A 13,913-nucleotide genomic window follows, 5' to 3' on the forward strand; every position below is an offset into this window, starting at 1 on the left:
ATTAAAATGTCACTTGAAATAGAAACAAAACTTGGCAAAGTAGATATTACAGATGAAGTTATTGCAGCAATCGCAGGAGGAGCAGCTGAAGAAAATTTTGGCATTGTTGGTATGGCGAGCAGGCACCAAATTCGCGACGGCTTAACAGATATTTTACGAAGAGAAAATTATACAAAAGGCGTTATTGTGAGAAAAGAAAAGGATAGTCTCCATATTGATATGTACATTATTGTCCGTTTTGGAACGAAAATTTCTGAAGTAGCCTATAACGTGCAAGACCGCGTCAAATATACATTAGAAAAGACACTCGGTTTAATTGTTGATTCAGTTAATATTTATGTACAGGGTGTTAAAGTGCTAAACGAGGACTAAGGAGGATTATTTAACTTGAATACTTATCAGTTAGATGGAGAAAAATGGGCTACAATGATTGCGATGGGAGCGGAAAATTTATCAAAAAATGCTGATTTCGTTGATTCTTTAAATGTTTTCCCTGTCCCAGACGGCGATACAGGAACGAATATGAATTTATCAATGACAAGCGGCGCAAAAGAAGTTTCTTCGAATGACAAAGCAAGTGCTAGTGCCGTCAGTGCTAATTTAGCGAAGGGGCTTTTGATGGGTGCGCGAGGAAATTCTGGCGTTATTTTATCCCAACTTTTTAGAGGTTTTTCAAAAGCAGTTGAGAATAAAGAGACTTTATCACCTGAAGACTTTGCAAAAGGCTTCGCAAAAGGTGTTGAAACGGCCTATAAAGCGGTTATGAAGCCTGTTGAGGGGACAATTTTAACTGTTGCACGAGAGGCAGCAAAAGCTGGTCTACAAGCTTCTGCAGAGGAAAATGCTACGATTGAAAGAGTTTTGGAAGAAGTGATTGCAAAAGGTAAAATGGCACTCGACAACACACCAAATTTACTGCCCGTTTTAAAAGAGGTTGGCGTTGTAGATAGTGGTGGTCAAGGTTTAATGATCATCTATGAAGGGTTTTACGGCGCTTTAACTGGGAAAATGGAGGTGCCTAATTATATGGCTTCCATGAATGAACTCGTAAATGCTGAACATCATAAATCCGTACAAGATTTCATGTCAACGGATGATATTACGTATGGTTATTGTACGGAAATCATGGTGCGAATTAATGAATCCAAACCTGGACAAAAAACATTTAATGAAGAGGAGTTTCGTAATCACCTAAGCACGATGGGCGATTCACTTCTAGTTGTTTCAGATGATGAGGTGGCAAAAGTTCATGTTCATACGGAACGACCAGGTGATGTGTTTAATTATGGTCAAGAGTTTGGTAGCTTAATCAAAATGAAAGTGGAGAACATGCGCGAACAACACGATGCTATTGTTTTGAAAAATGAGAAGGAAGAGCCGAAATCACCATTTGGAATTGTAACTGTGTCGGCTGGTGACGGGATGAAAGCTCTTTTTGAAAGTCTTGGCGCGGCAATAGTACTTTCAGGCGGTCAAACGATGAATCCAAGTACGGAAGATATCGTGGCAGCAATTAAAGCAGCAAATGCGGAACAAGTTTTTGTTTTACCAAACAATAAAAACATTTTAATGGCGGCAGATCAGGCGGCGGAACTTCTTGGTGAGAGGCATGTTCAAGTGATTCCTACCAAAACGATTCCACAAGGGTTAGCTAGTATGCTAGCGTTTCAAGCGGATGCCGATTTCAAAACGAATGTGTTACAAATGAAAGAGGCTATCGAAGATGTTGCCAGTGGCCAAGTGACAACGGCAGTTCGTGATACGACCGTTTCAGGTGTGGCCATTCAAAAAGGTGATTATATCGGTATGGTAGAAGGGGACATTAAAATTAGCCAAGCGAAATTGGAAGATACAACGGTTGAAACACTCCGTTTAATGTTAGATGAAGATAGTGAAATTGTGACATTCATTTTAGGCGAAGGCGTAACAGAAAGCGATGCCGCCAAAATTGAAGCACGCATTACAGAAGAATTTAGCGATGTAGAATTTGAAATCCATTTAGGCGGTCAACCAGTATATCCGTACATTTTTTCAGTAGAATAAAGAAGCGAAGAAAAGAGGTGCCTTGTGAAATTTAATAGTGTTTTCGATGTTATTGGTCCGGTGATGATTGGCCCGTCAAGCTCTCATACAGCAGGCGCAAGCCGCATTGGCGCCATCGCAAGAAGCGTATTTAACGAACAACCAGCCCAAGTAGAAATTCACCTTTACGGCTCGTTTGCCAAAACATATAAAGGCCATGGTACAGATGTGGCGCTCATTGGCGGACTTCTTGGCTTCTTACCAGATGATCCGCGCATGAAAGAGTCGGGGAAACTTGCCGAAGAATGGGGCATGCACATTCAGTTTATCGAAGAAACAGAAGAAGCCCCTCACCCAAACACCGTTAAACTTGTGCTTAAAAATGGGATGAAGCAGATGACGCTAGTAGGCGCGTCGATTGGTGGCGGAAAAGTAGAAATTATTCGCCTTAATGAATTTGAACTGGAATTTACAGGAACTGCGCCTGCACTGCTCGTGCTTCATGAAGATAAATTCGGCATCATCGCCTCGGTTACGAAAATTATTGCGGATTACGAAGTTAATATTGGCGCCATGAAAGTGTCACGCAAAATAAAAGGTGACGATGCGCTTATGGTCATCGAAGTCGATCAACAAGTGGACGAATCACTCACGCTTGAAATCGCCAAACTAGACGGCATTTTCCAGGTGGCGAGTATCGTTTTGTAGGCTTTTTGGAAGGAGTTAGATAAGATGTTCCGGACAGTGAAAGAACTCGTGGATATAGCAAATCGGGAAGCGAAACCGATTTCTGAAATTATGATTGAGCGAGAAATGAATGTTTCTGGCTTAAGCCGTGCGGAAGTTATCTCGGCTATGGCAAAAAATCTTCAAGTGATGGAAGACGCCATTTTGGAAGGCGAAAAAGGTGTACAATCCACTACAGGATTAACTGGCGGTGATGCCGTCTTAATGAAAGAGTATATCCAAAAAGGACAGTTTTTATCCGGAGAGGTGCTCTTAGATTCTGTTGCCAAGGCGATTGCGACAAATGAAGTAAACGCCGCGATGGGGATTATTTGTGCAACGCCAACAGCTGGAAGCGCTGGTGTTGTGCCAGGCGTTCTATTTGCGGTAAAGAGTCGCCTCAAGTTAACGCACGAACAAATGATAAACTTTTTATTTACAGCAGGTGCATTTGGTTTTGTTGTGGCAAACAATGCGTTTATAAGTGGCGCAGCAGGTGGCTGTCAAGCAGAAGTTGGTTCAGCAAGTGCGATGGCTTCAGCGGCCGTTGTTGAAGCGGCCGGCGGTACGCCCGAACAGTCCGCCCATGCGATGGCGATGACGATGAAAAATATGTTAGGCCTTGTATGTGATCCAGTTGCTGGACTTGTAGAAGTACCTTGCGTCAAACGAAATGCGCTCGGCTCCTCACAAGCGATTATTTCAGCCGATATGGCACTAGCAGGAATTGAGAGCCGAATTCCGTGTGATGAAGTGATTGAAGCAATGCACCGCGTGGGTCTTCAAATGCCGAGTAGCTTAAGAGAAACAGCAGAAGGAGGATTGGCGGCAACTCCAACCGGTCGAATGATTCAAGCGAAAATTTTCGGCCTGTCGCCAGAAGGAATTGGTGAGTAAACTTTCGCGCATTCCACTCACAGAACTAAAAGGCATTGGGGAAGAAACGGCGAAAACATTTCGCGAGCTCGGCATCCAAACGATATATGATTTACTTTGGAACTTCCCGTATCGGTATGAAGACTATCGCATGCGGGATTTGTCCGTCGTAGAGAATGGGAGTCGTATCACCGTTTATGGCGAAGTTTTAACCGAACCAACCGTTGCTTTTTATGGTCGAAAAAAATCAAAGCTATCGTTTCGTTTATCGGCAGACGGCCAAATTTTAAAAATCGACTTTTTTAACCAGCCCTATTTAAAAAGCAAGGTGACACTTGGAGATGCGGTCACAATTTCAGGGAAATGGGATAAGAACCGGGCGCAAATTACGGCTAGCAAATTTCAAAGCGGACAAAAATCAGCCGAAGAAAGCTTGGAAGGTGTCTACAGGTTAAAGGGGAGTATGCGTAACAAAACGATTCAAAAACATGTGAAGAATGCGTTTTCGCTTTTTGGACGTGACATTGAAGAAATCTTACCGCAAGAATTGCTTGATAAGTACCAACTAATCGGCCGCTATGAGGCGGTTTCAAAACTCCATTTTCCAACAAGTGATGACGATTTAAAGCAGGCGCGTCGCCGTATGGTATACGAAGAATTTTTGCTTTTTCAATTGAAGATGCAGTACTTTCGTAAAATTGAGCGCGAGCGTTCGGGTGGGATTCAGATTGATTACAATGTTGAAGAATTGCGGGCATATATTGATGCGCTACCATTTCCGCTAACTAATGCTCAAAAGCGCGTGGTGAATGAAATTTGTGGAGATTTAAAATCGCACTTGCATATGAACCGCCTCCTTCAAGGGGATGTGGGCTCGGGAAAAACGGTAGTGGCAAGTATTGCGATGTTTGCGGCAGCAAAAAGTGGTTTTCAAAGTGCGCTCATGGTACCTACGGAAATCCTCGCTGAACAGCATGCAGATTCGCTTGTTTCGTTACTCCAGCCATTTGATATAACGGTCGGACTTTTGACGAGTAGTGTGACGGGTAAAAAGCGCAGAGAATTACTAGCTTTACTTGAAACAGGTAAAATTGATATTTTAGTCGGGACTCACGCACTCATTCAAGATGAAGTGATTTATCACCGCCTTGGTCTTGTCATTACCGATGAACAGCATCGTTTCGGTGTAGACCAGCGGCGAATTCTTCGTGAAAAAGGCGAGTATCCAGACGTGCTCTTTATGACAGCAACCCCAATTCCACGGACGCTTGCGATTACGGCTTTTGGTGAAATGGATGTTTCCATTATCGATGAACTGCCAGCAGGACGAAAAAATATTGAAACATTTTGGGTTAAACATGATATGCTAGAGCGTATTATCGGCTTTATTGAAAAAGAAATCAAAAAAGGACATCAAGCGTATGTTATTTGTCCGCTCATCGAAGAGTCGGAAAAATTAGATGTGCAAAACGCTGTTGATTTTTATAATTTATTACAAAACAAATGGCGCGGTCGCTATACGCCAGGACTCATGCACGGTAAGTTGTTGCCGAGTGACAAAGAAGCGCTTATGCGAGCTTTTTATGATAAAAAAATAGATTGCCTCGTGTCCACCACAGTTGTAGAAGTCGGTGTAAACGTACCTAACGCGACAATGATGGTCATTTATGATGCAGACCGCTTCGGCTTATCACAGCTTCACCAATTGCGCGGTCGTGTCGGTCGTGGCGAGAGTCAGTCGTATTGTATTCTTCTTGCCGACCCTAAAACGGAAATTGGAAAAGAACGTATGACCATCATGACCGAAACAAATGACGGTTTTGTTCTTAGTGAACGCGACCTAGAGCTGCGCGGACCAGGCGACTTTTTCGGCAAGAAACAAAGTGGTATTCCGGAATTTAAAGTTGCAGATATGGTACATGACTACCGTGTTTTAGAAGTCGCACGTACCGATGCCCTCGTTTTAATGAACGAAAAGAATATGCTTGAAAATCCTGAATACCAGAAGCTGAATGAAACTTTAGACGAACTTGGCGTTTTTTCCGAGCAGAAGCTTGACTAAAATTATAGAAAAAACTTGCAAGCAAGACACTTTTTTTATAACATATTAGCGTACGAGTTTTTCAAAAAGAATGTATTTGGCAAAATAGGCTTTGGTCTATTCAAAATTTAGTAGCAGGTATTAGTATCACAAAATAAAGGGATGTGTAGCCTGAATGAAAAAATATTCAAAGAAAGAGCGGCAAACAAAGTTACAAGATGTGCTAGAATCCAATCCGTTTATTACGGACGAGGAACTTGCCATAAAATTTGATGTTAGTGTGCAAACCATCCGTCTTGACCGCGTGGCGCTCTCTATCCCAGAACTTCGTGAGCGCATCAAACATGTTGCAAGCGAAAACTACTCAGATTCTGTGAAAAGTATCCCGCTTGATGAAGTTATTGGTGAGATTATTGACATTAAACCAAGCAAAAGTGCCATTTCATTATTTGATGTAAGCTCGGAACACGTTTTTAAAAGAAATCAAATTGCGCGTGGTCATCATTTGTTCGCGCAAGCTAATTCACTCGCGACAGCGGTCATTCCAAATGATCTAGCGCTCACAACGCAAGCGACCGTGAGGTTCGTTCGTCAAGTTAAACAAGGCGAGCGAGTGATTGCAAAGGCAACGGTCAGACCGCAGACAAACGAAAGATCCATCACAATTGTAGATGTGAAAAGTTATGTGGGTGATGAAATCATTTTAAAAGGAAAATTTGAAATGTATCACGCCACTGAAAAAAATAAAAAGGACTGACGACAATGAAAATAGCAATCGATGCAATGGGCGGTGACAATGCACCAAAAGAAATTGTTCTCGGAGTCATGCGTGCAGTAGCCCAATTTAAAGATCTTGAGTTTCTACTTTTTGGTGATGAAAAACAAATTTTAGAATTTTTGACAGATAAAACGCGCGTAGAAATCATACATACAAATGAAAAAATTGAAAGCGATGATGAACCAGTGCGGGCTGTCAAACGTAAAAAAAATTCTTCGATGGTGCTTGCGGCGCAAGCTGTAAAAGACGGTTTAGCAGATGCTTGTATTTCAGCTGGGAATACTGGCGCGCTTATGTCAACTGGTCTTTTCGTCATTGGACGAATCAAGGGCATCGATCGCCCAGCACTAGCCCCAACTTTACCAACAATAAGTGGAAAAGGGTTTGTGATGCTTGACCTTGGTGCAAACTCAGAGGCGAAGCCAGAGCACTTGTTGCAGTTTGGGCTGATGGGTTCGGTTTATGCGGAAAATGTAAGGAAAATCGAACGTCCGCGCATCGGGTTGCTAAATATTGGTACGGAAGAAACAAAAGGGAATGAGTTAACGAAAAAAGCGTTTGCGCTCATGAAAGAGCAAACGGCGTATAACTTCGTTGGGAACATTGAGTCACGTGACTTGCTTATGGATGTGGCGGATGTCGTTGTAACAGACGGTTTCACGGGCAACATGGTTTTAAAAAGCCTTGAAGGCACCGGAGCAGCATTTTTCTCAATGCTAAAAATGAGTTTGATGAACGGATTTAAAAATAAACTCGCAGCAGGCGTACTTAAAAAGGACTTGCTCGAATTGAAAGCGAAAATGGATTATAGTGAATACGGCGGGGCGTGTCTTTTCGGCGTATCAGCTCCAGTGATTAAGGCGCACGGCTCGTCTAATGCGCACGGAATTTTCACAACGATTCGCCAAGCACGTGATATGGTACAAAAAGATATGGTTGGCACAATTAAAGCCGAAATCGATAAAGGGAAATTAGGAGGAAGCGAGTCATGAGTAAAATTGCATTTGTATTTCCAGGACAAGGGTCACAAAAAGTAGGGATGGGTATGGATGTAGCAGCGGCATATCCAGAAGCAAAACACATATATGATGCTGTGGATGCGAAACTAGGATTTTCGTTAACAGACATCATTACAGAAGGTCCAATTGAACGGTTAACAAAATCAGAAAATGCACAGCCCGCTCTAGTTTCAACAAGTGTTGCGATTTTACGTGCACTTGAAACCTATGGTGTGAAAGCTGATTTTGTTGCGGGGCATAGCCTTGGAGAATATAGCGCGCTTGTTGCGGCCGGATTTTTAGACGCGGCAGACGCGGCATTTTTAGTTCATGAACGCGGAAAATTGATGGAAGCGGCAGTTCCAAACGGCGCTGGTGCGATGGCAGCGGTACTAGGTCTTGATGCAGAAGCCATTTCTAACGAGCTTGCTGAAATTAGTGAGCCCGTTCAAATTGCAAATTATAATTGTCCGGGACAAATTGTTATTTCTGGTACGGCAGCAGGTATAGAAGAAGCTTCGACGCGTCTTAAGGAGCGCGGTGCAAAACGTGTCTTGCCACTTGCTGTAAGTGGGCCATTTCATTCGGCGCTTATGAAGCCAGCAGCTGAAAAATTTGGCGCTGTTTTAGAACAAGTAACATTTAAAACAGGGCATATTCCAGTTGTGAATAACGTGGATGTGGCCTTTACGACAAATGAAGCAGATTTACATGAGAAACTAGTCGCACAAATTTATTCACCAGTGAAATGGGAACAAACCATTCTTGCCCTCATTGAAAACGGCGTAGATACATTTGTTGAAATTGGAGCTGGAAAAGTCGTTTCTGGTTTAATTAAAAAAATTAATCGCGACGTAACGGTTCTTGCAGCAGGAGATGCGTCTAGTGTTCAAGAAGTTGCGCAAGCACTAAAGGGGGAATTGGCATGACATTAAAAGGAAAAGTTGCCGTTGTAACGGGCGGCTCACGAGGCATTGGTCGCGAAATTGTTTTGGCGCTCGCAAAAGAAGGCGCAAATATTTTCTTTAACTACGGCGGTCGTGCTGATGCGGCGAAAGAAACATTAGATTTAGTTAGTGAGTTTGGTGTTGAAGCAGAAGCAATGAAGGCTGATGTTTCTAACGAAGAAGAAGTGCAAGCTTTCTTTAAAGAAGTGACAAATCGTTTTGGTCGTATTGACATTTTGGTCAATAACGCCGGAATTACACGCGATAATTTACTCATGCGTATGAAAGAGCAAGAATGGGACGATGTGATAAACATCAACTTGAAAGGAACATTTCTTTGTACGAAAGCTGTTACACGTACAATGATGAAACAGCGCGCTGGAAAAATCATCAACATGGCTTCGGTCGTTGGGATTATCGGTAACGCTGGCCAAGCAAACTACGTAGCAAGTAAGGCGGGTATGATTGGTCTCACGAAAACGACTGCGCGTGAACTGGCGCCAAGAGGTATTAACGTCAACGCTGTCGCACCTGGTTTTATCGAAACCGAAATGACAAGCGAACTAGATGAAAACACAAAAGAGCTTATGCTTACGCAAATTCCACTTGGTGCATACGGGAAAACGAAAGATATTGCAAATGCAGTGAAATTTTTGGCGAGTGATGAATCGAGTTATATTACTGGACAAGTCCTTTCAGTTGATGGCGGTATGAGCATGTAAATGGGGCGGTGCGAAAATAATAGTTTACGCCACGCGTGAAATACTTTATAATACTTGGAGGGAGGTGAAGTAATAATGGCAGAAGTATTGGAAAAAGTTACAAAAATCATCGTTGACCGTTTAGGCGTCGAAGAATCCAAAGTAACTTTAGAAGCTTCCTTCAAAGACGATTTAGGTGCTGATTCCCTAGACGTTGTTGAACTTGTAATGGAACTTGAAGACGAATTTGGAGTTGAAATCTCTGATGACGACGCTGCTGAAATTGCTACAGTTGGTGACGCAGTGAAGTACATAGAGGCAAATGCATAATAATGTGACGAGATAAATGAGGGTGTCTTAGTCGCTTTGTTCAGGCCTCGGCAAGAGCAAATCGATTTTAGGCAGCCTCTTTTTCGAGTGAGGTTCATTTTCTAAGCAGCTAAATTTAAGCTGTTTAGAAAATGAACTTGTCAATTTTACGTCAAATTCTGGGGAGACGGCGGATGCCGCTTCATCAGAATATGCGGAGAGGAGCAAATTCATGAATAAATGGGAAGAATTACAAGAAAGTGTGGGGTTTGATTTTTCAAATGTAGCGCTTTTACAAACAGCCTTTACGCACTCTTCTTATGTGAACGAACATAGACATGAAAAATTACAAGATAACGAGAGACTGGAGTTTCTAGGCGATGCGGTACTAGAACTGACCGTTTCTGATTATTTATTTAAAAAATATCCGGATATGGCAGAAGGGCAAATGACGAAAATGCGCGCCGCAATCGTATGCGAGCCGTCGCTCGTAGAATTTGCTGAGATGGTTCATTTTTCGAAGTACATTCGTTTAGGAAAAGGAGAAGAAAAAGCGGGAGGCAGAACAAGACCCGCACTCCTCGCTGACGTTTTTGAGTCCTTTATCGGCGCGCTTTATTTGGATAATGGAATTCAGGCGGTTATTCGCTTTTTAGAACGACTTGTTTTTCCAAAAATCGATACAGGCATTTATATGCAAACGGTTGATTTTAAGACGCAGTTGCAGGAAATTGTGCAGCGGGACCGCGACGTCCTTATTCAATATGATATTTTAGACGAAACAGGTCCAGCTCATAACAAAGCGTTTGAAGCGCAAGTTGTTGTGAACGGGCAAGTCCTCGGGAAAGGGACGGGGCGAACAAAAAAACAGGCAGAGCAAAATGCAGCAGAGTTTGCAATACGGCAAGTTTTGCGCGCCAACTAGGAAGGGGGATTCTTGCGTGCTTTTAAAACGACTTGAAATGAATGGCTTTAAATCGTTTGCTGACAAAGTGGCGATTGATTTTGTGCCAGGGATGACAGCAGTTGTTGGTCCAAACGGAAGTGGGAAAAGTAATATTACAGAAGCTATTCGCTGGGTTCTTGGTGAGCAATCTGCGAAAAGTTTACGCGGCGGCCGGATGGGCGATGTCATTTTTGCGGGTAGTGATACCCGCAAGCCAATTAATTTTGCGGAAGTTTCCCTCGTTTTAGATAACAATGATCATTTTTTACCGCTTGAATATAGTGAAGTCTATGTGACGCGGCGGATTTATCGAAACGGCGATAGCGAATTTTTGATTAACAAACAAAGCTGTCGTTTAAAAGATATTGTCGATTTATTCATGGACTCTGGTCTTGGGCGTGAATCGATGTCGATTATTTCACAAGGCAAAATTGACGAAATTTTAAATAGTAAACCAGAAGAGCGCCGTTCAATTTTTGAAGAGGCAGCTGGTGTTTTGAAGTATAAAAATCGCAAAAAACAAGCGGAAAACAAATTATTTGAAACTGAAGAAAATTTAAATCGCGTGCAAGATATTTTATATGAATTAGATGGGCAACTAGAACCGCTTGAAATGCAAGCCTCGATTGCAAAGGATTATTTGTATCAAGTGGAGGAGCTCGAAAAATTTGAAGTCACACTTTTAAGTTCGGAAATTGAATCAATTACAGAAACGCTTAGTTCGTGGCGTACGAATTTCCAGGAAAATCAGACGGCGCTTATTTCGCTTCGGGAAGAAACAAGTGAACTAGAAACAAGCGCTTTTGAACGAAAAGAAGTGCTTCATAAAATGGAAGAAACGCTTGAAGTGAGTCGAGAGGAACTTTTAACGACAACAGAGCGGCTTGAGCAGCTTGAGGGTGAGCGGAATTTATTTTTAGAGCGTAAAAAGCACGGAAATGAAAATGAGCTAGCGCATGCGGAAACGCTCGAGCTTATTCAGGCTAAAATCGAAACGCTTGAGGAACAAAAACAAGTGCTCCAAGAGGCGCTCCTCACGAAAGAAACGGCTTTCCGCGTTATGTCAGAAGAAGAAGCTTCCATCACGAAAAAAATGGAGCAATACGCAGACGTTTCAGAAGAGGCGATTGAGAGCCGTAAGAGTGATTTATTTGAATTAAAATATGAACAGACGACAATTCGAAACGATCTAGGCTACATCGACCGTGAGTTTGCGCAAATGGAGGCACGGTTAGAAAAGCTTGAAAATGAAAATAAGAAACATTTAACGGGGCGTACGGATTTAAATGCGGCGGAAAATGAAACGAACAAGGCGCTTAGTGAGCTGAAAGAGGCATTAAACGAACAACTCGAAATTTATCAGGAAGTAAAGGCGACCCTTTCAAAACAAAATGCTCGTTTTGAAACGAGCGAACGTGATTTATATCGCCAGTATGAAAAAGTGCAACAAATGAAATCCCGTAAAGAAACGCTTGAAGAACTAGCAGATGACTATGCTGGCTTTTATCAAGGCGTGCGTGAAGTTTTAAAAGCAAAACATGAACTTCCAGGCATTATTGGAGCCTTAATTGAACTCATTGAAATTCCAGAAAAATATCAGAAGGCACTTGAAATCGCACTTTCTGCGAGTGCGCAAAATATTGTGACGGAAAGCGATGAGGCAGCGCGTGCTGGAATCGGCTTTTTAAAAAAAATGCGAGCTGGACGCGCCACATTCTTACCACTTTCTACGATTCAACCGCGTAATTTGCCAGAAGCTACACGAAATATGCTTCAAAACCAGCCATCCTTTATTGCTTTAGCGAGTGATGTGGTTAGTTATGATACAAAAATTGAGCCAGTTATTTTAAATGCACTAGGCACAACAATTCTCGCAAAAGACTTAAAAGGTGCTAACCAACTTGCAAAACTTATTTCTTACCGCTACCGCGTCGTCACACTAGATGGCGATGTCGTAAATGCTGGCGGTTCAATGACAGGTGGGGCGACAAAACAAGGCAAATCATCTATCATCACACGCAAAAGTGAGCTTGAAGCGCTCGTTAAGACCATCGCTGATTTCGAAAGTGTAACACATGAACAAGAAATGGTTGTTAAAAATTTGAAGGAAAGTTTGCGCAAAAAACAAGACGAGCTAGAGGAAACCCGCTTAGTTGGTGAAAATTTACGACTTCGCGAACAAGAACTTTTAGGCAAGCGCGCACGCGAACAAGAAGCACTAGAACGCCTGAATCAGCAACTCTCCTTGTACGATTTAGAAACACAAGAATCGGCCGATGAGAAAAAACGCTTAGAGGCGAAAAAAGCTGAACTAGAACAGAAAAATACAGATATTGAGGCGGAAATTACCGAAATGGACGCCGAAATTGCCAGCATGATTGAAGCAAGCAAAGTGGCAGAAAGTAAATTGAAATCTGACGAGGAAACGCTATCCAATTTGAAAGCAAAAATTGCGGTGCAGAAATCGGAATTTGAGCAGGCCAAAACGGACGTAAGTCGTGTCGAGGAAACGCTGCACGAAAATTACTTGCAAAAAGAAGAACTCGAAAATAAATTGCTCGCATTAAAAGATAATTTGACAAGCGTCTTAACGAGCGAAACGGAAGCAAGTGAGCAAATTGAACGTATGAGGTCACAAAAAGAAGCACTAGCGAAGCAAATTGAAACGCTAAACCGAAAAAAAGCCGAACTTCAGGTGGAAATTGCTGATTTGGAAGCGCGTATCGCGGAGAAGAATAATCAAGCGAGTTTTTATTTAGAGCAAAAAAATAAAGCCGAAATCCAAATTGGGAAAGCGGAAGTAGATGTTAGAAACCGCACGGAGCGTTTACAAGAGGCATACATGCTGACGCCGGAAGCGGCCAAAGAAAAATGTATCGATGAGTTTGATATAGAAGCTCTTAGAAGCAAGGTGCGATTGTTAAAACGTTCCATCGATGAGCTTGGCGTTGTAAACATTGGTGCGATTGAAGAATTTGACCGTATCAATGAGCGCCACACGTTCTTAACTGGGCAACAAGAGGACTTATTAAATGCGAAAGAAACACTTTTTCAAGTCATGGATGAAATGGATGAGGAAGTGAAAAAGCGTTTTGGTGAGAGTTTTGAGGCAATTAAACATGAGTTTACCATTACTTTCCCTGAGCTTTTTGGTGGTGGTCGCGCGGAGCTAGTGCTACTTAATCCGGAAGATTTATTGACGACGGGAATTGATATCGTGGCGCAACCTCCTGGTAAGAAGTTGCAAAATTTATCGCTCCGCTCTGGCGGAGAACGTGCGCTAACTGCCATTGCCTTACTTTTCGCGATTATTCGCGTTCGTCCGGTACCGTTTTGTATTTTGGATGAAGTTGAGGCAGCTCTAGATGAGGCAAATGTGACGCGCTTTAGTCGCTATCTGAAAAATTTCGAAGCGGATACGCAATTTATTGTCATTACACACCGCAAAGGAACAATGGAAGAAGCCGATGTTCTTTATGGCGTGACGATGCAAGAATCTGGTGTCTCAAAACTTGTTTCTGTTCGTCTGGAGGAAACCGCAGAATTAATTAAGTAAAGGAGAACAAAGC

At 42.5% G+C, this 13,913-nt stretch carries 12 protein-coding genes; all 12 read left to right on the forward strand.

The features are described from left to right. Positions 1 to 6 precede the first annotated feature (6 nt). The 12 genes from R8923_RS02845 (at position 7) to smc (ending at position 13,900) form a co-directional block, all read left to right on the forward strand. Positions 7 to 372 carry an Asp23/Gls24 family envelope stress response protein gene (locus R8923_RS02845; RefSeq protein ID WP_485871249.1) on the forward strand — a complete coding sequence of 122 codons (366 nt, stop codon included), beginning with the start codon at positions 7 to 9 and terminating at the stop codon, positions 370 to 372. A gap of 15 nt (positions 373 to 387) precedes the next feature. Next, positions 388 to 2,043, forward strand: coding sequence for a DAK2 domain-containing protein (locus R8923_RS02850; protein WP_485871250.1), 1,656 nt, complete (start codon positions 388 to 390; stop codon positions 2,041 to 2,043). Positions 2,044 to 2,067: 24 nt separating this feature from the next. After that, positions 2,068 to 2,730 carry an L-serine ammonia-lyase, iron-sulfur-dependent subunit beta gene (sdaAB, locus tag R8923_RS02855; protein WP_485871251.1) on the forward strand — a complete coding sequence of 221 codons (663 nt, stop codon included), beginning with the start codon at positions 2,068 to 2,070 and terminating at the stop codon, positions 2,728 to 2,730. Between the two features lie 24 nt (positions 2,731 to 2,754). Continuing rightward, complete coding sequence (gene sdaAA / locus R8923_RS02860) at positions 2,755 to 3,645, forward strand: L-serine ammonia-lyase, iron-sulfur-dependent, subunit alpha (protein ID WP_485871252.1); 891 nt, start codon at positions 2,755 to 2,757, stop codon at positions 3,643 to 3,645. After that, a complete protein-coding gene (gene recG, locus R8923_RS02865) occupies positions 3,638 to 5,686 on the forward strand; it encodes an ATP-dependent DNA helicase RecG (RefSeq protein WP_485871253.1) in 2,049 nt (682 codons plus the stop codon). Before sdaAA ends, recG begins: the two co-directional genes overlap by 8 nt. 154 nt (positions 5,687 to 5,840) lie before the next feature. Continuing rightward, entirely contained in the window at positions 5,841 to 6,422 is a 582-nt protein-coding gene (gene fapR, locus R8923_RS02870) for a transcription factor FapR (RefSeq protein ID WP_485871254.1), read from the forward strand. A gap of 5 nt (positions 6,423 to 6,427) precedes the next feature. Beyond that, positions 6,428 to 7,435 (forward strand): phosphate acyltransferase PlsX, encoded by a 1,008-nt coding sequence (plsX, locus tag R8923_RS02875; protein ID WP_485871255.1) that lies wholly within the window; start codon positions 6,428 to 6,430, stop codon positions 7,433 to 7,435. Next, complete coding sequence (gene fabD / locus R8923_RS02880) at positions 7,432 to 8,370, forward strand: ACP S-malonyltransferase (protein ID WP_485871256.1); 939 nt, start codon at positions 7,432 to 7,434, stop codon at positions 8,368 to 8,370. Before plsX ends, fabD begins: the two co-directional genes overlap by 4 nt. Continuing rightward, entirely contained in the window at positions 8,367 to 9,110 is a 744-nt protein-coding gene (gene fabG, locus R8923_RS02885; protein ID WP_485871257.1) for a 3-oxoacyl-[acyl-carrier-protein] reductase, read from the forward strand. Before fabD ends, fabG begins: the two co-directional genes overlap by 4 nt. A gap of 75 nt (positions 9,111 to 9,185) precedes the next feature. Then, positions 9,186 to 9,419 (forward strand): acyl carrier protein, encoded by a 234-nt coding sequence (locus tag R8923_RS02890; protein WP_007476458.1) that lies wholly within the window; start codon positions 9,186 to 9,188, stop codon positions 9,417 to 9,419. A gap of 211 nt (positions 9,420 to 9,630) precedes the next feature. Continuing rightward, positions 9,631 to 10,323 (forward strand): ribonuclease III, encoded by a 693-nt coding sequence (rnc, locus tag R8923_RS02895; RefSeq protein WP_485871258.1) that lies wholly within the window; start codon positions 9,631 to 9,633, stop codon positions 10,321 to 10,323. A gap of 16 nt (positions 10,324 to 10,339) precedes the next feature. Continuing rightward, entirely contained in the window at positions 10,340 to 13,900 is a 3,561-nt protein-coding gene (gene smc, locus R8923_RS02900; protein ID WP_485871259.1) for a chromosome segregation protein SMC, read from the forward strand. Positions 13,901 to 13,913 lie beyond the last annotated feature (13 nt).

Origin of the sequence: Listeria tempestatis, from assembly GCF_963575625.1 — a bacterium.
In the GTDB taxonomy this organism is placed as follows: domain Bacteria; phylum Bacillota; class Bacilli; order Lactobacillales; family Listeriaceae; genus Listeria; species Listeria tempestatis.

Excerpts from the sequence above, each read along its gene's own strand:
- R8923_RS02845 (WP_485871249.1), top strand. The coding sequence starts at position 7 with ATGTCACTTGAAATAGAAACAAAACTTGGCAAAGTAGATATTACAGAT.
- R8923_RS02890 (WP_007476458.1), top strand. The coding sequence starts at position 9,186 with ATGGCAGAAGTATTGGAAAAAGTTACAAAAATCATCGTTGACCGTTTA.
- sdaAA (WP_485871252.1), top strand. The coding sequence starts at position 2,755 with ATGTTCCGGACAGTGAAAGAACTCGTGGATATAGCAAATCGGGAAGCG.
- fabD (WP_485871256.1), top strand. The coding sequence starts at position 7,432 with ATGAGTAAAATTGCATTTGTATTTCCAGGACAAGGGTCACAAAAAGTA.
- fapR (WP_485871254.1), top strand. The coding sequence starts at position 5,841 with ATGAAAAAATATTCAAAGAAAGAGCGGCAAACAAAGTTACAAGATGTG.
- rnc (WP_485871258.1), top strand. The coding sequence starts at position 9,631 with ATGAATAAATGGGAAGAATTACAAGAAAGTGTGGGGTTTGATTTTTCA.
- plsX (WP_485871255.1), top strand. The coding sequence starts at position 6,428 with ATGAAAATAGCAATCGATGCAATGGGCGGTGACAATGCACCAAAAGAA.
- fabG (WP_485871257.1), top strand. The coding sequence starts at position 8,367 with ATGACATTAAAAGGAAAAGTTGCCGTTGTAACGGGCGGCTCACGAGGC.